This is a genomic window from Comamonas antarctica, from assembly GCF_013363755.1.
Lineage (GTDB): Bacteria > Pseudomonadota > Gammaproteobacteria > Burkholderiales > Burkholderiaceae_C > Comamonas > Comamonas antarctica.
The window spans coordinates 2818922-2843355 of the sequence record NZ_CP054840.1 but is presented as its reverse complement, the minus strand read 5'-3'; the positions used below and the strand labels follow the sequence as shown (position 1 = coordinate 2843355).

23 protein-coding genes are annotated in these 24434 nt (G+C 65.6%); 21 read left to right on the top strand and 2 right to left on the bottom strand.

All coding sequences use genetic code 11. The features are described 5' to 3' along the window. Positions 1–27: 27 nt before the first annotated feature. From pyrH to HUK68_RS13035, 18 genes are all read left to right on the top strand, one after another. Positions 28–750, top strand: coding sequence for a UMP kinase (gene pyrH / locus HUK68_RS13120; RefSeq protein ID WP_175504563.1), 723 nt, complete (start codon positions 28–30; stop codon positions 748–750). 44 nt (positions 751–794) lie between these two features. Then, positions 795–1355, top strand: a complete 561-nt coding sequence (frr, locus tag HUK68_RS13115) for a ribosome recycling factor (protein ID WP_175504562.1) — start codon at positions 795–797, stop codon at positions 1353–1355. Positions 1356–1381: 26 nt separating this feature from the next. Beyond that, positions 1382–2113 (top strand): polyprenyl diphosphate synthase, encoded by a 732-nt coding sequence (gene uppS / locus HUK68_RS13110; RefSeq protein ID WP_279614228.1) that lies wholly within the window; start codon positions 1382–1384, stop codon positions 2111–2113. Between the two features lie 12 nt (positions 2114–2125). Beyond that, a complete protein-coding gene (locus HUK68_RS13105; RefSeq protein WP_175504561.1) occupies positions 2126–2980 on the top strand; it encodes a phosphatidate cytidylyltransferase in 855 nt (284 codons plus the stop codon). Beyond that, positions 2977–4161 (top strand): 1-deoxy-D-xylulose-5-phosphate reductoisomerase, encoded by a 1185-nt coding sequence (ispC, locus tag HUK68_RS13100; RefSeq protein WP_175504560.1) that lies wholly within the window; start codon positions 2977–2979, stop codon positions 4159–4161. The genes HUK68_RS13105 and ispC overlap by 4 nt, the downstream gene beginning before the upstream one ends. A gap of 44 nt (positions 4162–4205) precedes the next feature. Then, a complete protein-coding gene (gene rseP, locus HUK68_RS13095; protein WP_175504559.1) occupies positions 4206–5570 on the top strand; it encodes an RIP metalloprotease RseP in 1365 nt (454 codons plus the stop codon). A 44-nt stretch (positions 5571–5614) separates the two neighbouring features. Next, a complete protein-coding gene (gene bamA / locus HUK68_RS13090; protein WP_175504558.1) occupies positions 5615–7912 on the top strand; it encodes an outer membrane protein assembly factor BamA in 2298 nt (765 codons plus the stop codon). Next, positions 7912–8418, top strand: a complete 507-nt coding sequence (locus tag HUK68_RS13085; protein ID WP_175504557.1) for an OmpH/Skp family outer membrane protein — start codon at positions 7912–7914, stop codon at positions 8416–8418. The genes bamA and HUK68_RS13085 overlap by 1 nt, the downstream gene beginning before the upstream one ends. A gap of 23 nt (positions 8419–8441) precedes the next feature. Further along, entirely contained in the window at positions 8442–9443 is a 1002-nt protein-coding gene (gene lpxD, locus HUK68_RS13080; protein ID WP_175504556.1) for a UDP-3-O-(3-hydroxymyristoyl)glucosamine N-acyltransferase, read from the top strand. Beyond that, positions 9440–9880 carry a 3-hydroxyacyl-ACP dehydratase FabZ gene (fabZ, locus tag HUK68_RS13075; protein WP_159913763.1) on the top strand — a complete coding sequence of 147 codons (441 nt, stop codon included), beginning with the start codon at positions 9440–9442 and terminating at the stop codon, positions 9878–9880. The genes lpxD and fabZ overlap by 4 nt, the downstream gene beginning before the upstream one ends. Positions 9881–9896: 16 nt before the next feature. Continuing rightward, the gene (lpxA, locus tag HUK68_RS13070) at positions 9897–10685 is read left to right on the top strand and encodes an acyl-ACP--UDP-N-acetylglucosamine O-acyltransferase (protein WP_175504555.1); all 789 of its coding nucleotides are present in this window, start codon (positions 9897–9899) and stop codon (positions 10683–10685) included. A gap of 12 nt (positions 10686–10697) precedes the next feature. Then, positions 10698–11855 carry a lipid-A-disaccharide synthase gene (lpxB, locus tag HUK68_RS13065; protein ID WP_244146167.1) on the top strand — a complete coding sequence of 386 codons (1158 nt, stop codon included), beginning with the start codon at positions 10698–10700 and terminating at the stop codon, positions 11853–11855. Next, entirely contained in the window at positions 11824–12453 is a 630-nt protein-coding gene (gene rnhB / locus HUK68_RS13060; RefSeq protein WP_175504554.1) for a ribonuclease HII, read from the top strand. The genes lpxB and rnhB overlap by 32 nt, the downstream gene beginning before the upstream one ends. A gap of 178 nt (positions 12454–12631) precedes the next feature. Continuing rightward, positions 12632–13408, top strand: a complete 777-nt coding sequence (locus HUK68_RS13055; RefSeq protein ID WP_175504553.1) for a TrmH family RNA methyltransferase — start codon at positions 12632–12634, stop codon at positions 13406–13408. Between the two features lie 379 nt (positions 13409–13787). Next, entirely contained in the window at positions 13788–14963 is a 1176-nt protein-coding gene (gene carA / locus HUK68_RS13050) for a glutamine-hydrolyzing carbamoyl-phosphate synthase small subunit (protein WP_175504552.1), read from the top strand. Then, positions 14963–18214: a carbamoyl-phosphate synthase large subunit gene (gene carB / locus HUK68_RS13045; RefSeq protein ID WP_175504551.1), complete on the top strand. Its 3252-nt coding sequence runs from the start codon at positions 14963–14965 to the stop codon at positions 18212–18214. Before carA ends, carB begins: the two co-directional genes overlap by 1 nt. A 220-nt stretch (positions 18215–18434) precedes the next feature. Next, entirely contained in the window at positions 18435–18911 is a 477-nt protein-coding gene (gene greA, locus HUK68_RS13040; RefSeq protein ID WP_175504550.1) for a transcription elongation factor GreA, read from the top strand. Between the two features lie 8 nt (positions 18912–18919). Then, complete coding sequence (locus tag HUK68_RS13035; RefSeq protein ID WP_175504549.1) at positions 18920–19354, top strand: DUF4149 domain-containing protein; 435 nt, start codon at positions 18920–18922, stop codon at positions 19352–19354. A gap of 83 nt (positions 19355–19437) precedes the next feature. On the opposite strand, the gene HUK68_RS13030 is transcribed toward HUK68_RS13035, so the two are convergent. Further along, a complete protein-coding gene (locus HUK68_RS13030) occupies positions 19438–20190 on the bottom strand; it encodes a glycosyltransferase (protein WP_175504548.1) in 753 nt (250 codons plus the stop codon). A gap of 21 nt (positions 20191–20211) precedes the next feature. Continuing rightward, positions 20212–20688 (bottom strand): YhbY family RNA-binding protein, encoded by a 477-nt coding sequence (locus HUK68_RS13025; protein WP_175504547.1) that lies wholly within the window; start codon positions 20686–20688, stop codon positions 20212–20214. Positions 20689–20720: 32 nt separating this feature from the next. On the opposite strand from HUK68_RS13025, the gene HUK68_RS13020 reads away from it, so the two are divergent. From HUK68_RS13020 to folP, 3 genes are all read left to right on the top strand, one after another. Continuing rightward, the gene (locus tag HUK68_RS13020) at positions 20721–21374 is read left to right on the top strand and encodes an RlmE family RNA methyltransferase (protein ID WP_175504546.1); all 654 of its coding nucleotides are present in this window, start codon (positions 20721–20723) and stop codon (positions 21372–21374) included. A 143-nt stretch (positions 21375–21517) separates the two neighbouring features. Continuing rightward, positions 21518–23476 carry an ATP-dependent zinc metalloprotease FtsH gene (ftsH, locus tag HUK68_RS13015; protein ID WP_175504545.1) on the top strand — a complete coding sequence of 653 codons (1959 nt, stop codon included), beginning with the start codon at positions 21518–21520 and terminating at the stop codon, positions 23474–23476. 75 nt (positions 23477–23551) lie between these two features. Then, positions 23552–24397 (top strand): dihydropteroate synthase, encoded by an 846-nt coding sequence (gene folP / locus HUK68_RS13010; protein ID WP_175504544.1) that lies wholly within the window; start codon positions 23552–23554, stop codon positions 24395–24397. Positions 24398–24434 lie beyond the last annotated feature (37 nt).

The following is a 24434-nucleotide window of genomic DNA, read 5'->3' as shown; positions in this document are numbered from 1 at the left end:
TCTTTTTTTACCGTACGGAGTATTTTCATGACCCAAGCAGCACCAGCCCACAAGCGCATCTTGCTCAAGTTGTCTGGTGAGGCGCTCATGGGCGATGACTCCTTCGGTATCAACCGTGCGACCATCGAGCGCATGGTCGAAGAGATCGCCACCGTCACCCGCGTGGGTGTGCAGGTGGCGGTGGTCATCGGGGGCGGAAACATCTTTCGTGGCGTGGCCGGTGGCTCCGTAGGCATGGACCGTGCAACGGCCGACTACATGGGCATGCTGGCCACGGTCATGAATGCCCTGGCCCTGGCCGATGCCATGGACAAGCAGGGCCTGACGGCGCGCGTGATGTCGGCCATTGCCATCGAGCAGGTGGTCGAGCCCTACGTGCGTCCCAAGGCGCTGCAGTACCTCGAAGAAGGCAAGGTCGTGGTGTTTGCCGCCGGCACGGGCAACCCGTTTTTCACCACCGACACCGCCGCTGCGCTGCGCGGCGCGGAAATCGGTGCCGAAGTCGTGCTCAAGGCGACCAAGGTGGATGGCGTGTACACGGCCGATCCGTTCAAGGACGCCGATGCCACGCGCTACACCCAGCTGAGCTTCGACGAAGCGATTTCGCGCAACCTGGGCATCATGGACGCGACTGCGTTTGCGCTGTGCCGCGACCAGAAGCTGCCGGTGCGGGTGTTTTCCATCGTCAAGCATGGCGCGCTGCTGCGCGTGGTGATGGGTGAAGACGAAGGTACCTTGGTGTACGCTTGAGCACCATGCACCGCGCAGGTGCATTGCCGATCCCGAGGAATAACATGACGATTGCTGACATCAAGAAAACCACCGAAACCAAGATGGACCAGTCCATCACGGCGTTCAAGAACAACCTGGGCAAGATCCGCACCGGCCGTGCCAGCGCCGGCATGCTCGACAGCATCCAGGTCGAATACTACGGCTCCATGGTGCCGCTGACCCAGGTGGCCAACGTCTCGCTGCTCGACTCGCGCACGCTGAGCGTCCAGCCGTGGGAAAAGAACATGGGCGCCAAGTGCGAGAAGGCGATCCGCGAGAGCAACCTGGGCCTGAACCCCTCGTCCCTGGGCGACCTGATCCGCGTGCCCGTGCCGCCGATGAGCGAAGAGCGCCGCAAGGAAATGACCAAGCTGGCACGCAACGAAGCCGAAGGCGCGAAGATCGCCATCCGCAACCTGCGCCGCGATGCCAATGACTCGGTGAAGAAGCTGGTCAAGGACAAGCTGGCTTCCGAAGACGACCAGAAGCGTTCGGAATCCGATGTGCAGAAGGTCACCGACCGCCACATCGCCGAGATCGATCAGCTGGTGGCGGCCAAGGAACAAGAGATCATGGCGGTTTGACGGGCGCCTGTTCGATAGGTCACGCCTTGTATACCGAAATCTCCGTGCCCCGGCACGTGGCCATCGTGATGGATGGCAACGGGCGCTGGGCCAAGCACCGCTTCATGCCCCGGCTTGCGGGCCATTCGCAGGGCGTGAAGGCCTTGCGCCGCTGCGTCAAGGCCTGCCTCGTGCGCGGCGTGCGGGTGCTCACGGTGTTTGCCTTCTCCTCGGAGAACTGGCAGCGGCCCGAGGACGAGGTCTCGGGCCTGATGGGCCTGCTCACGACGGCCCTGGGCCGCGAGGTGGCCGAACTGGGACGCGAAGGCGTGCAGTTGCACTTCGTCGGCGAACGCCGCGGACTGAGCGAGCGCATGTGCGCGGGCCTGGCCGCCGCCGAGCAGGAAACGGCGCACAACAGCCGCCTGGTGCTCAACATCTGTTTCAATTACGGCGGACGCTGGGATATCGCCCAGGCCGCAGCCCGCCTGGCGGCGCAGGGCGAGCCCATCACCGAAGCCAGCCTGAACGCGGCCATGGGCCTGGCGCATGTGCCCGACCCGGATCTGCTGATCCGCACCGGCGGCGAGATGCGCATCAGCAATTTCCTGCTGTGGCAGTTGGCATACTCGGAACTGTTCTTCAGCCCTGTCCTGTGGCCCGACTTCGACGAAGCGGCGCTGGACGAGGCCTTTGCTGCCTACGGCGCGCGCGAGCGCCGCTTTGGCAAAACCTCTGCACAAATACAGTCGGCCCCTCCCGCAAAGATGCCGGTCTGAGAAAGGGAATCCATGCTCAAGCAGCGTGTCATCACCGCCCTGGTCCTGCTGGCGATTCTTCTTCCCGCATTGTTCTATCCCGATCCACTGCCGTTCTCGCTGGTGGTGCTGGCGATGATGACCGCGGGTGCCTGGGAGTGGGGGCGCATGCAGGGCTTGAAGCAGGGTGGGGCGGTCGCGCTGGCGGCGGCCTGCCTGCTGCTGTGCGGCCTGAGCTGGTCGCTGGGCTGGCTGGAGCGGCCGCTCACCGCGCTGTGGGTCATTGGCGGCAGCCTGTGGGTGCTGTCCGGGGCGCTGCTGCTGCGCGCCGGCGTGGCGGCCTGGGCGCGCATACCGCTCGCAGTGCGCCTGGTGGGCGGCGTGCTGGCGCTGTGGCTGGCCTGGCTGGCCGTGGCGCAGGCGCACCGCATGGGGGTCAACTTCCTGCTGTCGGTGCTGCTGCTGGTCTGGGTGGCCGACGTCTTTGCCTATTTCGCGGGCCGGACCTTCGGCCTCAAGTTCACGCGCAACAAGCTCGCACCCTCGATCAGCCCCGGCAAGAGCTGGGAAGGGGTCTGGGGCGGCATGGCCGGTGTGCTGGTGCTGGCCCTGGTGTGGGTCTGGGCCGACCGCCATTACGGCGTGGCCCTGCCGAGCTTCTATAGCCTGCTGGCGCGCCAGGGCCTGTGGTTCCTGTTGCTGGCCGTGGTGTTCATGGCGGCGATGAGCGTGGTCGGCGACCTGGTGGAATCGCTGGTCAAGCGCAGCGTCGGCGTCAAGGACAGCAGCGCGCTGCTGCCCGGCCATGGCGGCGTGCTCGACCGCATCGACGCGCTGCTGCCGACCCTGCCCCTGGCCATGATGCTTTCCTCTTTCGTACAGACATGAAACAACGTCTCACCATCCTGGGCTCCACGGGCTCGATCGGCACCAGCACGCTGGACGTGGTGGCGCGCCACCCCGACAGCTACGAGGTGTTCGCGCTCAGCGCTGCCACCCAGGTCGAGCTGATGCTGGCCCAGTGCGCACAATTCCAGCCGCGCTTCGCGGTCATGGCCAGCGCGGCGCATGCGCGCGAGCTTGCCGACAAGCTCCAGGCGAACGGCCTGGCGACCGAAGTGCTGCAGGCACCCGATGCGCTCGAACAGATTGCCGCGCATGAGGACGTCGATGCGGTCATGGCGGCGATCGTCGGCGCCGCGGGCCTGGGCCCGTGCCTGGCGGCCGCGCGTGCCGGCAAGCGCCTGCTGCTGGCCAACAAGGAAGCGCTGGTGGTCGGCGGCGCGCTGTTCATGGACACCGTCAAGCGCCATGGCGCGACGCTGCTGCCCATCGACAGCGAGCATTCGGCGATCTTCCAGTGCCTGCCCGAAGACCGCACGACCTGGGCGCAGCGCGTCGACAGCATCCTGCTGACGGCCTCGGGCGGCCCGTTTCGCGCGCGCGATCCGGCGAGCCTGTCGCAGATCACGCCCGAGCAGGCCTGCGCGCACCCGAATTTCTCCATGGGCCGCAAGATCTCGGTCGACTCGGCCACGATGATGAACAAGGCGCTCGAGGTCATCGAGGCGCGCTGGCTGTTCGACCTGGCGCCCGAGCGCATCAAGGTCGTGATCCATCCGCAGCAGATCGTGCATTCGATGGTGCAGTTCAACGACGCCTCGATCCTCGCGCAGCTCGGCACGCCCGACATGCGCGTGCCCATTGCCTGCGGCCTGGCCTGGCCCGAGCGCATTGAAAGCGGCGCGGCGCGGCTGGACTTCTCGCAGCTCGCGGCGCTGACCTTCGAGGATGCCGATGCACGGCGCTTTCCCGGGCTGCACCTGTCGTGGCAGGCGCTGCGCGCGGCCGAAGGCACGACAACAGTGCTCAACGCAGCCAATGAAATGGCGGTCGATGCCTTCCTGCACCGGCGCCTGAGCTTCGACCGCATCCACGCGGTCAACCTCGAGACCCTCGAGAAAATGCAGCTGCCGCAGGCCCCGGGTTCGCTCGAGGACCTGCTGGCCGTCGATGCCCGGGCGCGCGACTGCGCGCGCGCGGCGGTGCAACGCTGGGCGCTGGCCTGATCCGCGCGTCCCGGCGGTCCTCTTTGCGAAAGTAGGCCTTTTCCATGCTGATGACTGTCCTTGCCTTTGTGGTCGCGCTGGGCGTGCTGATTGCGGTGCACGAGTACGGCCACTACCGCGTGGCCGTGGCCTGCGGCGTCAAGGTACTGCGCTTCTCGGTGGGCTTCGGCAAGCCGCTGCTGCGTTGGCAGCCCAAGGGCTCGCCCACCGAATTCGTGCTCGCGGCGTTCCCGTTGGGCGGCTACGTGCGCATGCTCGATGAGCGCGAGGCGCCCGTGGCCGCCGAGGAGCGCCACCTGGCCTTCAACAACAAGCCCCTGCGTTCGCGCGCGGCCATCGTCGCCGCGGGGCCCGCGGCCAACCTGCTGCTGGCGGTGCTGCTGTATGCGGGCGTGAACTGGGTCGGCATCGAAGAGCCGCAAGCCATCGTCGCCAGCCCCGCGGCCGGCTCGCTGGCCCAGGCCGCGGGCCTGCAAGGCGCGGAGCGCGTGCAGGCCGTGGCGCGCGGCGACCGGGACTGGGAGCCCGTGGAATCCTTCGACGCGCTGCGCTGGGCGCTGGCGCGCGCCGCGCTCGAAGGCGAGAACGTGCGCCTCGAAGTGCAGCGGCCGCAGTCGGCGGCGACCGCGGTGCTGGAGCTGCCCGTGGGCACGCTCGAGACGCGTGAGGCCGACGAGCGCCTGTTCGAGCGCATCGGCGTGGTCGCGCCCTGGACGCCAGCCGTGATGGGCGAGCTGTTGCCTGACGGCGCGGCGCAGCGCGCGGGCCTGCGCGAAGGCGACAAGGTGCTGGCGGTGGGCGCCGTCAAAGTGGTCGACGGCCAGCAGTTGCGCGGCCTGATCCGCGCCTCGGTGCGGGACGGCCAGGGACTGGCGCAGGACTGGCGCATCGAGCGCGGCGGCCAGCCGCTGCAGCTGTCGGTACGCCCGGACGCGGTGCAGCAGGACGAACAGTGGGTCGGGCGCATCGGCGCGTTTGTCGGTGCCGCACCGGCCATGACGGTGGTGCGCCGGGGCTTTTTCGAGGGCCTGCAAAATGGCGCGCAACGCACCTGGGACCTGTCGATACTGACGCTGCGCATGATGGGCCGCATGGTCATTGGCGAAGCCTCGATCAAGAACATCAGCGGCCCGCTGACGATCGCCGACTATGCGGGCAAGTCGGCCAGCATGGGACTCACGCAATACCTGGCATTTCTTGCGCTCATCAGCGTGAGCCTGGGCGTGCTGAACCTGCTACCCTTGCCGGTTTTGGACGGTGGGCACCTGATGTATTATCTTTGGGAAGGCGTCACGGGCCGGCAGGTGTCCGAGGCTTGGATGGAAAGATTGCAGCGTCTCGGCGTGGCCGTGCTGTTGCTGATGATGGGCATCGCCTTTTTCAACGATATCAACCGGCTCTTGGGCTAACTATTTTTGCCGAATTTGCCAAGCAAGTCGGCGGCAATCCACTCATGAAAAAACACATCAATCGCTTAGGCGCGCGTACCGCTTCGGCCTTGACGGCCATGGTTTTTGCGGCCAACGCTGCCTGGGCACTGGAGCCTTTCAAGGTCCAGGACATCCGCGTCGAAGGCCTTCAGCGCGTGGAAGCCGGCACCATCTTCGCTTCCATTCCCCTGCGCGTGGGCGATGACTACAACGACGAGAAAGGCTCGGCCGCGATCCGCGCGCTGTTCGCGCTGGGCCTGTTCAAGGACGTGCGGCTCGAGGCCAACGGCAATGTGCTCACGGTGGTGGTCGAGGAACGTCCGACCATTGCCGACGTGAACTTCGCCGGCACCAAGGAGTTCGACAAGGACACGTTGAAGAAGGCCATGCGCGATGTCGGCCTGGCCGAAGGCCGACCGTTCGACAGCGCGCTGTCGGACCGCGCCGAGCAGGAACTCAAGCGCCAGTACATCAATCGCAGCCTCTACGGCGCGGAGGTCGTGACCACGGTGACGCCGATCGAGCGCAACCGCGTCAACCTGACCTTCACCGTGACCGAAGGCGAGCCCGCCAAGATCAACGAGATCCACGTGGTCGGCAACAAGGCCTTCAGCGAATCGACGCTCAAGGGCCTGTTCGACCAGGACACCGGCGGCTGGCTCAGCTGGTACACCAAGTCCGACCGCTACGCACGCTCCAAGCTCAATGCCGACCTGGAGACGCTGCGCTCGTATTACCTGCAGCGCGGCTACCTCGAGTTCCGCATCGAATCGACCCAGGTCGCGATCTCTCCGGACAAGCAGACCATCTCGCTCACGGTGAACATCCATGAAGGCGAGCGCTATGTGGTCTCCGACGTCAAGCTCGAAGGCAACTACCTCGAGCGCGACGACGAGTTCAAGTCCATGGTCAAGATCAAGCCCGGCGAGCCCTACAACGCCGACCAGGTCACCGAAACCACCAAGGCCTTCTCCGACCACTTCGGCAACTTCGGCTTTGCCTTCGCGCGCGTCGAAGCGGTGCCCGAGATCGACCGTGAAAACAACCGCGTGTCGATCGTCGTCAAGGCCGAGCCTTCGCGCCGCGCCTATGTGCGCCGCATCCAGGTCAGCGGCAACAACCGCACGCGAGACGAAGTGATCCGCCGCGAGTTCCGCCAGTTCGAGGCTTCGTGGTACGACGGCGACAAGATCAAGCTGTCGCGCGACCGCGTCGACCGCCTGGGCTTCTTCACCGAGGTCAACGTCGAAACGCAGGAAGTTCCGGGCTCGCCCGACCAGGTGGATCTGGTCGTGTCGGTGGCGGAAAAACCCACGGGTTCGCTGCAGCTGGGTGCGGGTTTCTCGAGTGCCGAGAAAGTCTCGCTGTCCTTTGGTATCAAACAGGAAAACGTGTTTGGTTCGGGTAACTATTTGGGTGTTGATGTAAATACCAGCAAATACCGCCGGACCCTGGTGCTGAGCACCACCGATCCTTATTTCACCAAGGAAGGCATTTCGCGCACGCTGGATGTCTACTACCGCACCGACAAGCCGTACGAAGACCAGGGCGGCAATTACGAACTCGTCACGGCCGGCACGGGCGTGCGCTTCGGTGTGCCGTTCAGCGAACTCGATACCGTGTTCTTCGGTGCGGGCCTGGAGCAGACGCGCATCAAGCCCGGCACGAACATCCCGGCGGCCTACCTGGCCTATGCCGACACCTACGGCTACACCAGCATGGCCGTGCCGCTGACCATCGGCTGGTCGCGCGACAGCCGCGACAGCGCGCTCGCTCCCAACGCCGGCCGCTACCAGCGCCTGAATACCGACTGGTCGGTGGGCGGCGATGCACGCTATGTGCGCGCCAACTACCAGATCCAGCAATACGTGCCGCTGAACAAGAAGTTCACGCTGGCCTTCAACGGCGAACTCGGCTGGGGCAAGGGCCTCAACGGCCGTCCGTTCCCGGTGTTCAAGAACTTCTACTCGGGTGGCCTGGGCTCGGTGCGTGGTTTCGACCAGGGCACCCTGGGCCCGCGCGACGTCATCGGCTCCTCGCTGGGCGGCCCGAAGAAGGTCACGCTGAACGCCGAATTCATGGCGCCGCTGCCGGGCGCGGGCAACGACCGCACCTTGCGCGTGTTTACCTTCGTCGACGTCGGCAATGTGTTCGGCGACAACGAAACGGTCGATTTTTCGCAGATGCGTGCGTCGGCTGGCCTGGGTCTGAGCTGGATTTCCCCGTTGGGGCCATTGCGCTTGGCGTATGCTCAGCCCGTGCGTAAATTTGCTGGCGATAAAATCCAGAAACTTCAATTCCAAATCGGAACGTCCTTCTAATGAAATCTATCTCTCGCCAAATCTCTATGGCCGTGCTGCTGGGCGGCATGGCGCTGGCTGCGCATGCGCAAGAATTCAAGGCCGGTTTTGTCAATACCGATCGCGTGTTCCGCGAGGCGACTTCCGCCAAGGCCGCGCAGGCCAAGCTGGAAGCCGAATTCGCCAAGCGCGAAAAGGATGTTGTCGATGCGGGCAATTCGCTGAAGGCCGCTTCGGACAAGTTCGAGCGCGAGGCGCCGACGCTGTCCGAATCGCAGCGCACCGCACGCCAGCGCCAGCTGGTCGACCAGGACCGCGAGTTCCAGCGCAAGCGCCGCGAATTCCAGGAAGACCTGAACTCGCGCAAGAACGAGGAACTGTCGCAAGTGCTCGAGCGCGCCAACCGCGTGGTCAAGTCGGTGGCCGAAGCCGAAAAGTACGACGTCATCCTGCAGGAAGCGGTGTACATCAATCCCAAGCACGACATCACCGACAAGGTGATCAAGGCGCTCAACGCCTCCAAGTAATCGCCTTAGAAGACGTACAGACAGTGAGCTTGTCACTCGGGCAAATTGTGGGTGCGCTGGGAGGAACGCTGGAGCTGGCGGGCAGCGATACGGAGATCTTCCGCATCGCCCCGCTGGACTCCGCAGGCCCGGGAGACTTGAGCTTCCTGAGCAATCCGCGCTACCAGCAGCAACTGGCCGCCTCCAAGGCGGCCTGTGTCATTGTGGCGCCCGCGATGCGGGAGGCCGCGATGCAGCGCGGGGCGTGCATCGTGGCGGACAACCCCTATGTGTATTTCGCGCGTGCCACGCAGCTTTGGAAGCAGCATGAGCAGGCGCATCAGGTGCGCTGCGGCGTGCATCCCAGCGCGGTGGTCGACCCGCTGGCCGAGGTCGACCCCACGGCCTATGTGGGGCCGCTGTGCGTGGTCGAGCGCGGCGCGCGCATCGGCGCCGGCACGGTGCTGAAGTCGCGCGTGACGGTGGGCGAGAACTGCAGCGTCGGCGCGCGCTGCATATTGCACTCGGGCGTGGTGCTGGGCGCCGACGGCTTCGGGTTCGCGCCCGAGCGTGGCACCTGGGTGAAGATCGAGCAGCTGGGCGCCGTGCGCGTGGGCGATGACGTGGAGATCGGCGCCAACACCTGCATCGATCGCGGCGCGCTGGACGACACCGTGATCGAGAATGGCGTCAAGCTGGATAATCTCGTGCAGATCGGGCACAACGTGCATCTCGGCGCGCATGTCGCGATGGCCGGATGCGCGGGCGTGGCCGGCAGCGCGCGCATTGGTGCGCATTGCACCGTGGGAGGCGGTGCAGTCGTGCTCGGACACCTCGAATTGGCCGAGAATGTGCATGTTTCGGCGGCGACCGTGGTGATGCGTTCTTTGAACAAGCCCGGCGTCTATACAGGAGTGTTTCCTGTCGATGAAAACAACAAATGGGAAAAAAATGCTGCCACTCTGAAGCAGCTGCACAGCCTGCGCGAGCGCATCAAGGCACTCGAGCAGCAGCAGCAGCAGGACAGCAAGAACGGAACGCAATGATGGATATCCACGCAATTCTCAAGCAACTGCCCCACCGCTACCCTTTTTTGCTGGTGGACAAGGTACTCGAGCTCGAGAGCAACCAACGCATCAAGGCCATCAAGAACGTCACGTTCAATGAGCCGTATTTCCAGGGACATTTCCCTGGCCGTCCGGTGATGCCGGGCGTGCTGATGCTCGAAGCGCTGGCCCAGGCCGCCGGCCTGCTGGCGTTCGACGCCATGGGCCAGGTGCCGGACGAAAACAATATCTACTACTTCGTCGGCATCGACGCCGCGCGCTTCAAGCGTCCGGTCGAGCCCGGCGACCAGCTCGTGCTCGAGATCACCATCGACCGCGTGCGTGGCGGCATCTGGAAGTTCAAGGGCGTGGCCCGCGTGGGTGACGAGGTGGCATGCGAAGCCGACCTGATGTGCACCATGCGCGCCGTCGGTTGAGGACGCAGCTTTGGTCGTGAGCCGCATCCATTCCACCGCGCTGGTCGATCCCGCGGCCCAGCTCGACGCATCGGTGACGGTCGGGCCCTATGCCGTGGTCGGCCCGCATGTCCGCATCGGCGCCGGCACCAGCGTGGGCGCGCATTGCGTCATCGAAGGCCATACGACGATTGGCGCGGACAACAAGATCTTCCAGTTTGCCTCGCTGGGCGCCCAGCCGCAGGACAAGAAGTATGCCGACGAGCCGACCCGGCTGGTGATTGGCGACCGCAACACCATCCGCGAGTTCTGCACCTTCAACACCGGCACCGTCCAGGACGAAGGGTTGACCCAGGTCGGCAACGACAACTGGATCATGGCCTATGTGCACATCGCGCATGACTGCGTGGTGGGCAACCACACGGTGCTGGCCAACAACGCGACCCTGGCCGGCCATGTCAAGGTCGGCGACCATGCCATCCTGGGCGGCCTCACCGGCGTGCACCAGTTCACGCAGATCGGCGCGCATGTCATGGCCGGCTTCGCCAGCCACATTTCGCAGGACGTGCCGCCCTTCATGCTGGTCGACGGCAATCCGCTGTCGGTGCGCGGCTTCAACCTCGAAGGCCTGCGCCGGCGCGGGTTCGCCCCCGAGCGGCTGGCCGCGGTCAAGCAGATGCACCGGCTGTTGTACCGCCAGGGTCTCACGCTCGAAGCCGCACGCCAGGCCATCGACGCGCTGGCCGCGCAATACCCCGAGGCCGCCGCCGATATCCAAGCCCTGAGCCAATTCATTGCGGGCTCGAAGCGCGGCATTGCGCGCTGACGGGAACGGGCGATGGCAACGGAACGCGTGGCAATGGTGGCCGGCGAGACCTCGGGCGACCTGCTGGCCGGCCTGATCCTCGACGGCCTCAAGACCCGGTGGCCTGGGCTGCAAAGCATGGGAATTGGCGGGCCGCAAATGCAGGCGCGCGGTTTCGATGCCTGGTGGGATAGCCAGCGGCTTGCCGTGCATGGCTACAACCTTGAAGTCTTCCAGCGCCTGGCCGAGCTGCTGCGCACGCGCCGGCAACTGCGCGAGCGGCTGCTGGCCGCGCCGCCGAGCGTATTCGTCGGCGTCGACGCACCCGACTTCAACCTGGGGCTCGAAGCCGACCTGCGCGCTGGCGGCATCAAGACCGTGCATTTCATCTGTCCTTCGATCTGGGCCTGGCGCGCCAACCGGGTGGAGAAGATCCGCCGCGCGGCCGACCATGTGCTGTGCATCTTTCCCTTCGAGCCCGAGCTGCTGGCGTCCCACGGCATCGATGCCACCTATGTCGGCCACCCGCTGGCCAGCGTGATCCCGCTCGAGCCAGACCGCCTGGCCGCGCGCGCGCGCCTGGGCCTGGCACCCGATGCGCTGGTACTGGCCGTGCTGCCGGGCAGCCGCAATTCCGAAATCCGCTATATCGCGCCCGCGTTTTTCGCGGCCGCGGCGCGCTTGCGCCAGGATTTTCCGGCGCTGGAAATCATCGTGCCGGCCGTGCCGGCGCTGATCGACAAGGTGCGCGCCGCCGCCCAGGCCGCGGGCCTCGATGGCCGCATCCATATCCTGCAGGGCCGGTCGCACGATGCGCTGGCGGCCTGCGACTGCACGCTGATCGCCAGCGGCACGGCGACGCTGGAGGCCGCGCTGTTCAAGCGGCCGATGGTCATTGGCTACCGCATGCAGCCGCTGAGCTGGCGGCTGATGCGCCGCAAGCAGCTCCAGCCCTGGGTCGGCCTGCCCAACATCCTGTGCGGCGAGTTCGTCGTGCCGGAGCTGCTGCAGGATGCGGCCACGCCCGAGGCCCTGGCGGCCGAAGTCTCGCGCTGGCTGCGCGCGCGCAGCGATTCCCCCTCAACCATTGAGGCGCTAGAGCAGCGCTTCACAGCGCTGCACCATGTGCTGCGGCGCGATACCGCCCGATTGGCTGCTGATGCTATCCAGAAAGTTGTCTCTTCCACCTGAACAGGCCTGCTTGCCGTGGCATCCGCCCGGCCTGGTAGCCGGGGTGGACGAGGCGGGGCGGGGCCCTCTGGCCGGTCCGGTGGTGGCGGCGGCCGTGATCCTCGACGACCTGAACCCGATCACCGGCCTGGCCGATTCCAAGAAGCTCACGGCCGCACGCCGCGAGGCGCTGTTCGACGAGATCCGCGCCAAGGCGCTGTGCTGCTCGATCGCCGAGGCCAGCGTGCAGGAGATCGACCAGCTCAACATCCTGCAGGCGACGATGCTGGCGATGCGCCGTGCGGTGATGGGGCTGCGCCTGAAGCCGGTGCTGGTGCTGGTGGACGGCAACCGCATTCCGGTGCTGGACATGCAGGCCGAAGCCATCGTCAAGGGCGATGCGCTGGTGCAGGCGATATCCGCAGCCTCGATCCTGGCCAAGGTGCACCGCGACCGCTGGTGCGAGCGCCTGCACGAGCAGTATCCAGCCTATGGCTTTGCCGGCCACAAGGGCTATGGCACGCCCGCGCATCTGACGGCCTTGCAGGCGCATGGCGCGTGCCCCGAGCACCGCCGCTCCTTTTCTCCCGTCTCCCAGGTCATGGTGTGCACCCCCTGAGCGACTACGTGGCCGGGCCACTCCGCGCTTCCCCCTCTCAACCTTCGGTGGAGGGGGACGCCACCCTCGCTGCGGGGCGGCCCTTGCTCGGTGGCCCTGACCTGGCTCGCGCCGGTTTTCAAGGCTGCATGCGGTGGGCAGCACCATTGGTTGATTGAAAATTTTCACTTGAACGGCTATGACCTCACCTGTGACACCCATCCATTCGCGCGACAACTCCTTCGTGAAGGAGTTGCGCAAGCTGTCGCATGACAGCACCGCGTATCGCAAGCAGGGCCGGGTCTGGCTCGAAGGCGACCACCTGTGCCGCGCGGCGCTGGCGCGCGGCCTGCGCCCGGAAATCGCGGTGTTCGCCGAATCGTTCTGGCCGCAGGTGCCTGCCGAGTGGGCCCAGGCCGCGCGCAAGGTCGTGGTGCTGGCCGATGCGCTGTTTGCCGACATCAGCGGCCTGGAGTCGCCGGCGCGCATGGGCTATCTGCTCGAATGGCTGCCGGGCCAGGAGCCGCAACCGGGCCAGGCCACGGTGGTGCTCGACCGCGTGCAGGATGCCGGCAACGTCGGCTCCATCCTGCGCAGCGCGGCGGCGTTTGGTTTCACCCAGGTCGTGGCGCTCAAGGGCACGGCCGCGCTGTGGAGCCAGAAGGTGCTGCGCGCGGGCATGGGCGCGCATTTCGGCCTGCATCTGGTCGAAGGCGCCGAAGCGTCGGCGCTCGAAGCGCTGCAGGTGCCGCTGATCGTCACCAGCTCGCACCAGGGCAAGCTGATCCAGCACACCAATCTGCCCTGGCCCTGCGCCTGGGCCATGGGCCACGAGGGGCAGGGCGTGGGCCCGGCGGTCGAGGCCCTGGCGGCGCTGCAGGTGCGCATCGGGCAGCCCGGCGGCGAGGAGTCGCTGAATGTGGCGGCGGCGGCAGCGATCTGCCTGCATGCGAGCGCGCTTGCGGCTGCAGGGTAGCGCCGGTGGGTGAGTCGCCGCTGTTTGTACGGCTGCCATTCATCCTTCGACAAGCTCAGGACGAACGGGAAAACCGTTCGTGGTGAGTTCCGGACGCCGGACAAAACCGTTCGTGGTGAGCCTGTCGAACCATGAGCGGCCTGCCCGCGGGAAAGCTGCGTAGCCTTTGACGGCTGCGCGGCCGTATAGGTCTCCTGCCCTCTCGGGTAATCCCTGGCGCTGCCAAACGCCTGTCATGGCTCACGGCTATAATGGGCGGCTTTCAAGCATTCCACATCTACGCCTAGCGCCGCTTCGAGCCTTCCCCCGCATCACAAGCTACAGCCGGACTCACGTCCAGGCTCGCTGGGCGTAACCGTAATTAGAACCGGAGAACCCAGTGCTTTTGTCTCTCAAGGGAACCTTCCCCCCAGCCATCCTGGCGCTCGCAGACGGCACGGTCTTTATCGGCAACTCGATCGGTGCAGTCGGCACCACCGTCGGCGAAGTGGTGTTCAACACCGCGATCACCGGCTATCAGGAAATCCTCACCGACCCAAGCTATTGCCAGCAGATCGTGACGCTCACGTATCCGCACATCGGCAACTATGGCGTCAACGCCGAGGATATCGAGGCTGTAAAGGTCCATGCCGCAGGACTGATCATCAAGGACCTGCCGTTGCTGGCCAGCAACTTCCGCAAGACCGAGACCCTGTCCGAGTACCTGGTGCGCGAGAACACCGTCGGCATCGCCAACATCGATACCCGCAAGCTCACGCGCCTGCTGCGCGACAAGGGCGCGCAAAACGGTGCGATCGTCGGCCTGGCGCAGGGCGAGAGCGTGACCCAGGAGCGCATTGACGAAGCCCTGGCCGCAGCCAAGGCCGCGCCGTCGATGAAGGGCCTGGACCTGGCCAAGGTGGTGTCGACCACCAAGACGTATACCTGGGACCAGACCGAGTGGCAGCTCGAAGGCGGCTACGGCACGTTGACCGAGCCGCGCTTCCATGTCGTGGCCTACGACTACGGCGTCAAGCTCAACATCCTGCGCATGCTGGCCCAGCGCGGCTGCAGGCTCACCGTGGTGCCGGCACAGACACCGGCGTCCGAAGTGATGGCGCTCAACCCCGATGGCGTGTTCCTGTCGAACGGCCCGGGCGACCCGCAGCCCTGCGACTACGCGATCAAGGCCACGGCCGAGCTGATCGAAGCCGGCGTGCCCACCTTCGGCATCTGCCTGGGCCACCAGCTGATGGCGCTGGCCTCGGGCGCGACCACGTACAAGATGGCCAACAGCCACCATGGCGCCAACCATCCGGTCAAGGACCTGGACACCGGCCGCGTGAGCATCACCAGCCAGAACCACGGTTTCTCCGTCGACATGGACACGCTGCCCGCCAACCTGCGCCCGACCCACGTGAGCCTGTTCGACGGCACGCTGCAGGGGCTGGAGCGCACCGACAAGCCTGCGTTCTGCTTCCAGGGCCACCCCGAAGCATCGCCCGGCCCGCATGACATCGCCTATATGTTTGACCGCTTCACGGCACTGATGGCCAAGGCCCAGGAGAACAAATAATGCCAAAGCGCACAGACCTCAAAAGCATTCTGATCATCGGCGCCGGCCCCATCGTCATCGGCCAGGCCTGCGAGTTCGACTATTCCGGCGTGCAGGCCTGCAAGGCGCTGCGCGAAGAGGGCTACAAGGTCATCCTGATCAACAGCAACCCCGCGACGATCATGACCGACCCGGCCACGGCCGACGTCACCTACATCGAGCCCATCACCTGGCAGACGGTCGAGAAGATCATTGCCAAGGAGCGCCCCGACGCGATCCTGCCGACCATGGGCGGCCAGACCGCGCTGAACTGCGCGCTGGACCTGTGGCGCAATGGCGTGCTCGACAAGTACCAGGTCGAGCTGATCGGCGCCACGCCCGAGGCCATCGACAAGGCCGAAGACCGCCTCAAGTTCAAGGACGCGATGACCAAGATCGGTCTCGGTTCGGCGCGCTCGGGCATTGCCCACAGCATGGATGAAGCCTGGGCGGTGCAAAAGCAGATGGGCTTCCCCACGGTGATCCGCCCCAGCTTCACGCTGGGCGGCACGGGCGGCGGCATTGCCTACAACCCCGAAGAATTCGAGACCATCTGCAAGCGCGGCCTCGAAGCCTCGCCGACCAACGAGCTGCTGATCGAGGAGTCGCTGCTCGGCTGGAAAGAGTACGAGATGGAAGTGGTGCGCGACAAGGCGGACAACTGCATCATCATCTGCTCGATCGAGAACCTGGACCCGATGGGCGTGCACACCGGCGACTCGATCACCGTGGCCCCGGCGCAGACGCTGACCGACAAGGAATACCAGATCATGCGCAATGCCTCGCTGGCAGTGTTGCGCGAGATCGGTGTCGACACCGGCGGCTCGAACGTGCAGTTCTCGGTGAATCCCGTGGACGGCCGCATGATCGTCATCGAGATGAACCCGCGCGTGTCGCGTTCGTCGGCGCTCGCATCGAAGGCCACGGGTTTCCCGATCGCCAAGGTCGCGGCCAAGCTGGCCGTGGGCTATACGCTCGACGAGCTGAAGAACGAGATCACCGGCGGCGCGACCCCGGCCTCGTTCGAGCCCTCGATCGACTACGTGGTCACCAAGATCCCGCGTTTCGCGTTCGAGAAGTTCCCCACGGCCGACAACCGCCTGACGACGCAGATGAAGTCGGTCGGCGAAGTCATGGCCATGGGCCGCACCTTCCAGGAATCGTTCCAGAAGGCGCTGCGCGGCCTCGAGGTCGGCGTGGACGGCATGAACGAGAAGACCCAGGACCGCGAGACGCTGGAAAAGGAACTCGGCGAGCCCGGTCCCGACCGCATCTGGTATGTGGGCGATGCATTCGCCATGGGGTTGTCGGTCGATGAAGTCTTCAACCTGACCAAGATCGACCGCTGGTTCCTGGTGCAGATCGAGCAGATCGTGAAGATCGAGCTTGAACTCGACGAGCTGTACGCTGCCCAGGGCGAAGGCGCGCTGGCCGCGCTGGACGCCGCCACGCTGCGCACGCTCAAGCAAAAGGGTTTCTCCGACCGCCGCCTGGCCAAGCTGCTGCACACGACCGAAGACGCCGTGCGCGCCGCGCGCCATGCGTTCGATGTGCGGCCGGTGTACAAGCGCGTGGACACCTGCGCCGCCGAGTTCGCGACCAACACCGCCTACATGTACTCGACGTACGACGAGGAGTGCGAGGCCGCGCCGACCGACAAGAAGAAGATCATGGTGCTGGGCGGCGGTCCCAACCGCATCGGCCAGGGCATCGAGTTCGACTACTGCTGCGTGCATGCCGCCCTTGCGATGCGCGAAGACGGCTATGAAACCATCATGGTCAACTGCAACCCCGAAACCGTGTCCACCGACTACGACACTTCGGACCGCCTGTACTTCGAATCGCTGACGCTCGAAGATGTGCTGGAAATCGTCGCGGTCGAGAAGCCCGTGGGCGTGATCGTGCAGTACGGCGGCCAGACGCCGCTGAAGCTGGCGCTGGGCCTGGAAAAGGCCGGTGTGCCCATCATCGGCACCTCGCCCGACATGATCGACGCCGCCGAGGACCGCGAGCGCTTCCAGAAGATGCTGCATGAGCTGGGCCTGCGCCAGCCGCCCAACGCCACCGCGCGCACCGACGCCGAGGCGCTGGAAAAGGCGGCCACGCTGGGCTACCCGCTGGTGGTGCGTCCGAGCTACGTGCTGGGCGGCCGCGCGATGGAAATCGTGCACGAGCAGCGCGACCTCGAGCGCTACATGCGCGAAGCCGTCAAGGTCAGCAATGACTCGCCGGTGCTGCTCGACCACTTCCTGTCGAATGCCATCGAGTGCGATGTCGACTGCGTGCGCGACGTCGAGGGCAAGGTGTTCATCGGCGGCGTGATGGAGCACATCGAGCAGGCCGGCGTGCACTCGGGCGACTCCGCCTGCTCGCTGCCGCCGTACTACCTGTCCAAGGACACGATCGACGAGATCAAGCGCCAGACCGCGGCCATGGCCGAAGGCCTGAGCGTGGTCGGCCTGATGAACGTGCAGTTCGCGATCCAGGAGCGCGACGGCAAGGACGTGATCTACGTGCTCGAAGTGAACCCGCGTGCCTCGCGCACCGTGCCCTTTGTCTCCAAGGCCACGGGCATCCAGCTGGCCAAGGTGGCCGCGCGCTGCATGGTCGGCCAGACGCTGGCGTCGCAGGGCGTCACCAAGGAAGTCACGCCGCCGTACTTCAGCGTCAAGGAAGCCGTGTTCCCGTTCGTCAAGTTCCCGGGCGTGGACACCATCCTCGGTCCGGAAATGAAGTCGACCGGCGAAGTCATGGGCGTGGGCAAGACCTTTGGCGAAGCCTTCGTCAAGAGCCAGCTCGGCGCGGGCACGCTGCTGCCCAAGTCGGGCCGCGTGTTCCTCACCGTGAAGAACAACGACAAGGCGCGCGCCGTGAGCATCGCGCGCGACCTGGCAGCCATGGGCTTCGAGCTGGTGGCGACCAAGGGAACGGCTGCGGCCATTGCCGAGGCGGGCATTGCCGTGCAGGTGGTGAACAAGGTCACCGAAGGCCGTCCGCACATCGTCGACATGATCAAGATGGGCGACATCGCGATGGTGATCAACACCGTCGAGGAGCGCCGCAACGCGATCGCCGACTCGCGCGCGATCCGCACCAGCTCGCTGCTAGCGCGCGTCACGACCTTCACGACCATCTTCGGCGCCGAAGCCGCCGTCGAAGGCATGAAGAGCATGGACCACCTGGAGGTCTATTCGCTCCAGGAGCTGCATGCGCAGCTGGCCGCCCAGGCTTGAGCACCAGCCCGGGTTATACCGGGTGATTGCCGCGCCAATCGCGGCATAATGGACCCATGACCAGAAACCGCCGCGCGGCAACGTGCGGCGGTTTGCTTTTGGGGCGCGCGACCATGGCTGCGCGCCCAGGCAATGCAGCCCCGTGTCCCGGGCATCCGCTGGTTTTTTTTATGGAACTGCCGCGCCCGGCGCGGAACCTGCTGAACGTGGAGAATTAGCAATGGCCACCATCCCGATTACCAAGCGCGGTGCCGAAAAGCTCAAGGCCGAGCTGCACCGCCTGAAGACCATCGAGCGCCCCAGCGTCATCCAGGCGATTGCCGAAGCGCGCGCCCAGGGCGACCTGAGCGAAAACGCCGAGTACGAAGCCGCCAAGGACCGCCAGGGCTTCATCGAAGGCCGCATTCTCGAAGTCGAAGGCAAGCTGTCGGCGGCGCAGATCATCGACCCGACCGCGGTGGATGCGGGCGGCCGCGTGGTGTTCGGCGCCACGGTGGAGCTCGAGGACGAGAACACCGGCGACAGCGTGACCTACCAGATCGTCGGCGAAGACGAGGCCGACCTCAAGGAAGGCCTGATCAACATCTCCAGCCCGATCGCACGCGCGCTGATCGGCAAGGAAGAGGGCGACACCGCCGAAGTCCAGGCCCCGGGCGGCCTGCGCCGCTACGAAGTGGTGGCGGTGCGCTACCTCTGAGGCACGCCATGGCGAAATTCGCTTCGCAACTGCCGCAGCGCCTGCCGGTGCTGGCCGCCGCGCTGTGGTGGGGCGGCCTGAGCGTCATCGGCTTCATTGCCGTACCGCTGCTGTTTGCACACCTGCCCACGCCGGCCATGGCCGGGCGCATGGCGGCCACGCTGTTCACGGCCCAGACCTGGGTGTCGGTGGCCTGCACGGCGCTGCTGCTGGTGCTGGCCAAGCGCCGCCATGCCGAAGCCGAGGAGCCCTGGGCGCGCGACGTGCTGGCCTTGTTGATCGGCGGCATGCTGCTGGCGCTGCTGGTGCAGTTCGGCGTCTCGCCGCGCATCGTGGCCAAGCAGGACCTGCGGCTGTGGCACAGCGTCGGCACGCTGATGTATGCGCTGCAATGGGTTTGCGCGCTGCGCGTGCTGTGGCGCACCAGTGCGCCACAGCCTTAGAGCGCGTGTATTGCAAGGCGAAAAAAAGGCGGTTCCGAGGAACCGCCTTTTTTGTCCAGTCCGGCGCGCCGCGCCTCAAGCGTTCATTCGCGCCAGTGTTCCGCGACCCAGGTCGCGGGCTGGATGAAGCGAAAACGCCGGTTGCGCCGGCCCGCGAGCGCATCGGGCGGATTGCATTCGCCGTGGAAGATCACCACGCGCGCGCCTGCGGGCACGAACGGCGGCTTCCAGTAATTGGTGGGCCAGCGCGGAATGCCGTGGTACTTGAAGCTCGGGCACCATTCGGCCGGCCAGTACTGCAGCTTGCCCTGGCGATGCAGGAAGTCGGAGAGGTAGGCCTGCTCGTTGCGGAACTTCCTGCGGATATCCTCGAAGTGGCTGCGGAAGTAGGCCAGCACATCGGGATGCGCGCCCAGCTCCCAGCGGTAGACGGACGAATTGCCCGTGATCCGCCAGGGGCGCTTGTAGTCGTGGATGATGCGGAACTCGCCGGGCAGCGTGAAGAAATCGTCGAGCGGGCCGGTCACGACCACATCGACGTCGAGGAACAGCGCCGTGCCGCGCAGGCCGTACAGGTCCTCGGTGAAGGTGGCGAGTTTGGTCCAGCCGCGCTCGGGCAGGCCCGCGGGCAGGTCGAGCGAGGGAATCGGAAAGCACTGGACCTCGGGACGAATCCCCTGGCTGTCGTCGGTCAGGCAGACAAAGCGAAAATCACCCTGCAGATGGCGCCGCACCATGGCATAGAGCCGGTTGACGTATTCGGGGCCGTATTTCGTGCCCCATTTCATGCAGATGATGTGGCGCTCGCGCGCCGCGGAGGTCGAAGTTTCGTTCATGGGCTACGCGGCGGGCTGGCTTCAGTCGCCTTGCTGGCGCTTCTTGATGGACTTTTGCTTGACCTTGGCGCGCTTGATGGTGCCGCCGGCCGTGAGGCGCTGGTTGCCCAGCACGCGCAGCTGCTTGACTTCGGGGCGCTGGCCACCGCGCGAGCTGAACTTGAGCACCTTGACGTCGCGCGGGCCGGGCATGCGGTCCTCGTCGACGGTCTTTTCCTTTTCGGGAATCGGGCGCCACAGCACCAGCAGCTTGCCGATGTGCTGGATCGGCGCGGCGTCGAGCTCGTCGGCGAGTTGCTGGTAGATCTGGTCGCGCGCGGCGCGGTCGTCGTTGAACACACGGACCTTGATCAGGCCGTGGGCATTGAGGGCCGCATGGATTTCTTTTTGCACGGCCGGCGTGAGGCCGTCGCCGCCGATCATGACCACGGGGTCGAGATGGTGGGCGTTGGCGCGGTGTTCCCGGCGCTGTGCGGGAGTCAATTGAATTTGGGGCATAGCCCGTATTATCTAGGCAGGACGTAATCAGCATGAAAACCAAGACCAAAAGCAAGAAGGTCAATAAGGCATGGCTCAATGACCATGTCAACGACACCTACGTGAAACTCGCCAAAGTCGAGGGATTCCGCGCCCGCGCGGCGTACAAGCTCAAGGAGATCGACGAGCAGTTGAACCTGATCCGGCCTGGCGACTTCGTTGTCGACCTGGGCTGCACGCCGGGCGCCTGGAGCCAGTACGTGCGCCGCAAGCTCTCGCCCAAGGGAGCGGCCGCGGGCGAGCTCAACGGCCGCATCATCGGGCTCGACCTGCTGCACATGGAGCCGATCGAAGGCGTGCATTTCCTGCAGGGCGACTTTCGCGAGGAGGCGGTGCTGGCCGAGCTCGAGGCGCTGCTCGACGGCAAGAAGGTGGATGTGGTGGTTTCCGACATGGCGCCCAATCTGTCGGGCAACGGCTCGACGGACGCCGCGCGCATCGCGCTGCTGATCGAACTCGCGGTGGATTTCACCAAGCAGCACATGAAGCCCGAGGGCGCGCTGGTGGTCAAGCTGTTCCACGGCAGCGGCTACACCGAGCTGGTGGACCTGTTCAAGCAGACCTTCAAGGTGGTCAAGCCGATCAAGCCCAAGGCCTCGCGTGACAAGTCGTCGGAAACCTTTCTGGTGGGCATGGGCTTGAAATAGCCGCCGGGCCCGCGCAAATGGCCTTGCCCCCAAGGCCAGATCAAGGGATTTATGGGCTGTCGCGCTTGAAGCACCTAAAATGGTCCCCAAATAGGCCATGAAGATTTCGTGACCCTTTCCCCGCATTCCATCTGGAGCCCCGCTTGAACAATCAGTGGTTTTCAAAAATTGCCGTCTGGCTGGTCATTGCCATGGTGCTGTTTACGGTGTTCAAACAATTTGACACCCGTACCAGCGCCTCGGCAGGTCACATCGGCTATTCCGAATTTCTGGAAGAAGTTCGCAACAACCGCATCAAGAGTGCGACCATCCAGGAAGGGCAGGGCGGCACCGAGATCGCTGCTGTCACGACGGACGACCGCAAGCTGCGCACGACGGCAACCTATCTGGACCGCGGTCTGGTGGGCGACCTGATCGCCAACAACGTCAAGTTCGATGTCAAGCCGCGCGAGGAAGGCTCGCTGCTGATGTCCCTGCTCGTGAGCTGGGGCCCGATGCTGCTGCTGATCGGCGTGTGGGTCTACTTCATGCGTCAGATGCAGGGCGGCGGCAAGGGCGGCGCGTTCAGCTTCGGCAAGAGCAAGGCGCGCATGCTCGACGAGAACAACAACACCGTCACTTTTGCCGATGTGGCCGGCTGCGACGAAGCCAAGGAAGAAGTCAAGGAAGTCGTCGACTTCCTCAAGGACCCGAGCAAGTTCCAGAAGCTTGGCGGCCGCATTCCGCGCGGCCTGCTGCTGGTCGGCCCGCCGGGTACCGGCAAGACGCTGCTGGCCAAGTCGATCGCCGGCGAGGCCAAGGTGCCGTTCTTCAGCATCTCGGGCTCCGACTTCGTGGAAATGTTCGTTGGCGTGGGCGCGGCCCGCGTGCGCGACATGTTCGAGAACGCCAAGAAGAATGCCCCCTGCATCATCTTCATCGATGAAATCGACGCGGTCGGCCGCCAGCGCGGCGCCGGTGTCGGCGGCGGCAATGACGAGCGCGAGCAGACGCTGAACCAGATGCTGGTCGAGATGGATGGTTTCGAGACCAACATGGGCGTGATCGTGGTGGCCGCCACCAACCGCCCCGACATTCTCGACGCCGCGCTGCTGCGCCCGGGCCGTTTCGACCGCCAGGTCTATGTGACGCTGCCCGACATCCGTGGCCGCGAGCAGATCCTCAACGTGCACATGCGCAAGGTGCCCGTGAGCCAGGACGTGAACGCCGCGGTGATCGCGCGCGGCACGCCCGGCATGTCGGGCGCCGATCTGGCCAACCTGTGCAACGAGGCGGCGCTGATGGCCGCGCGCCGCAATGCGCGCACCGTCGAGATGCAGGACTTCGAGAAGGCCAAGGACAAGATCATCATGGGCCCCGAGCGCAAGTCCATGGTCATGCCCGAGGAAGAGCGCCGCAACACGGCCTACCACGAGGCCGGCCATGCGCTGATCGGCAAGCTGCTGCCCAAGTGCGATCCGGTGCACAAGGTCACCATCATCCCGCGCGGCCGCGCGCTGGGCGTGACCATGAGCCTGCCCGAGAAGGACCGCTACTCCTATGACAAGGAGTTCATGCTGAACCAGATTGCCATGCTGTTCGGCGGCCGCATTGCCGAGGAAGTGTTCATGCACCAGATGACCACGGGTGCGAGCAACGACTTCGAGCGCGCCACGCAGATCGCGCGCGACATGGTCACGCGCTATGGCATGACCGAAGCGCTGGGCCCGATGGTCTACGCCGAAAACGAGGGCGAAGTGTTCCTGGGCCGTTCGGTGACCAAGACCAACAACGTCAGCGAGCAGACGATGCAGAAGGTCGACGAGGAAGTGCGTCGCATCATCGACGAGCAATACCACCTCGCGCGCAAGCTCATCGAAGACAACAGCGACAAGATGCACGCCATGGCCAAGGCCATGCTCGAGTGGGAAACCATCGATGCCGAACAGCTGGACGACATCATGGCCGGCCGCGCACCGCGCCCGCCCAAGGACTGGACGCCGCGCACGCCTTCGTCGGGCGGCGACGATGCCAGCGGCGGCACGCCGGCCGTGAAGGCCGAGGGACCCGCCGCGGCCGACGCCAAGCCGGGCGATTCCAACGCCGCACCGACTGCCGCCTGAAACCGGCAGTGCAATCAATACAGCGGGGCCTGCGGGCCCCGTTTTTCATGGGCAGATTTTTTCAAGAGAGTGAACATGCAGCATTGGCAGACCAGCCGCTTCCTGTTGGGCCTGGAGCGCCCGCTCGTGATGGGCATCGTCAACGTCACCCCGGATTCGTTTTCCGATGGCGGCCGGCATGACAGCCTGGCGCCCGCGCTGGCGCACTGCGAGCAGTTGCTCAAGGACGGCGCGCACATTCTCGACATCGGCGGCGAGTCGACGCGCCCGGGCAGCCCGGCCGTGGGGCTGCAGGAAGAACTGGCGCGCGTGCTGCCGCTGGTGCGCGAAGCCGTGAAGCTGGGGGTGCCGGTTTCCGTCGACACTTACAAGACCGAGGTGATGCAGGCGGTGCTTGATCTGGGCGCCGACATCATCAACGACATCTGGGCGCTGCGCCAGCCTGGGGCCGCGCAGGTGGTCGCCGGCCATGCGCAGTGCGGCGTGTGCCTGATGCACATGCACAGCGTGCCGCAAAGCATGCACCAGGACCAGATGCAAGGCGATGCCGTGGCGCAGGTGCGCGACTTTCTCGCGGCCGCGGCGCAAGGGCTGCAGGCGCTGGGCGTGGCACGCGGGCGCATCGTGCTGGATGCGGGCACGGGCTTTGGCAAGACCGTGGCGCAGAACTTCGCGCTGCTGGCGCGCGAGGCGGAGCTGGCGGCCCTGGGCTACCCGCTGCTGGCCGGCTGGTCGCGCAAGGGCTCGCTGGGCCAGGTCACTGGCCTGCCCGTGGGCGAGCGCATGGTGCCGAGCGTGGCCGCGGCGCTGCTGTCGGTCGAGCGCGGCGCGCGCATCGTGCGCGTGCATGATGTGCGCGAGACCGTGGCGGCGCTCCAGGTGTGGCAGGCAATGCGCGACAATCAGGCCTTGGCTGGCTGAAACATCGCGGCCGCTCCCTCACAACGGACTGATAACA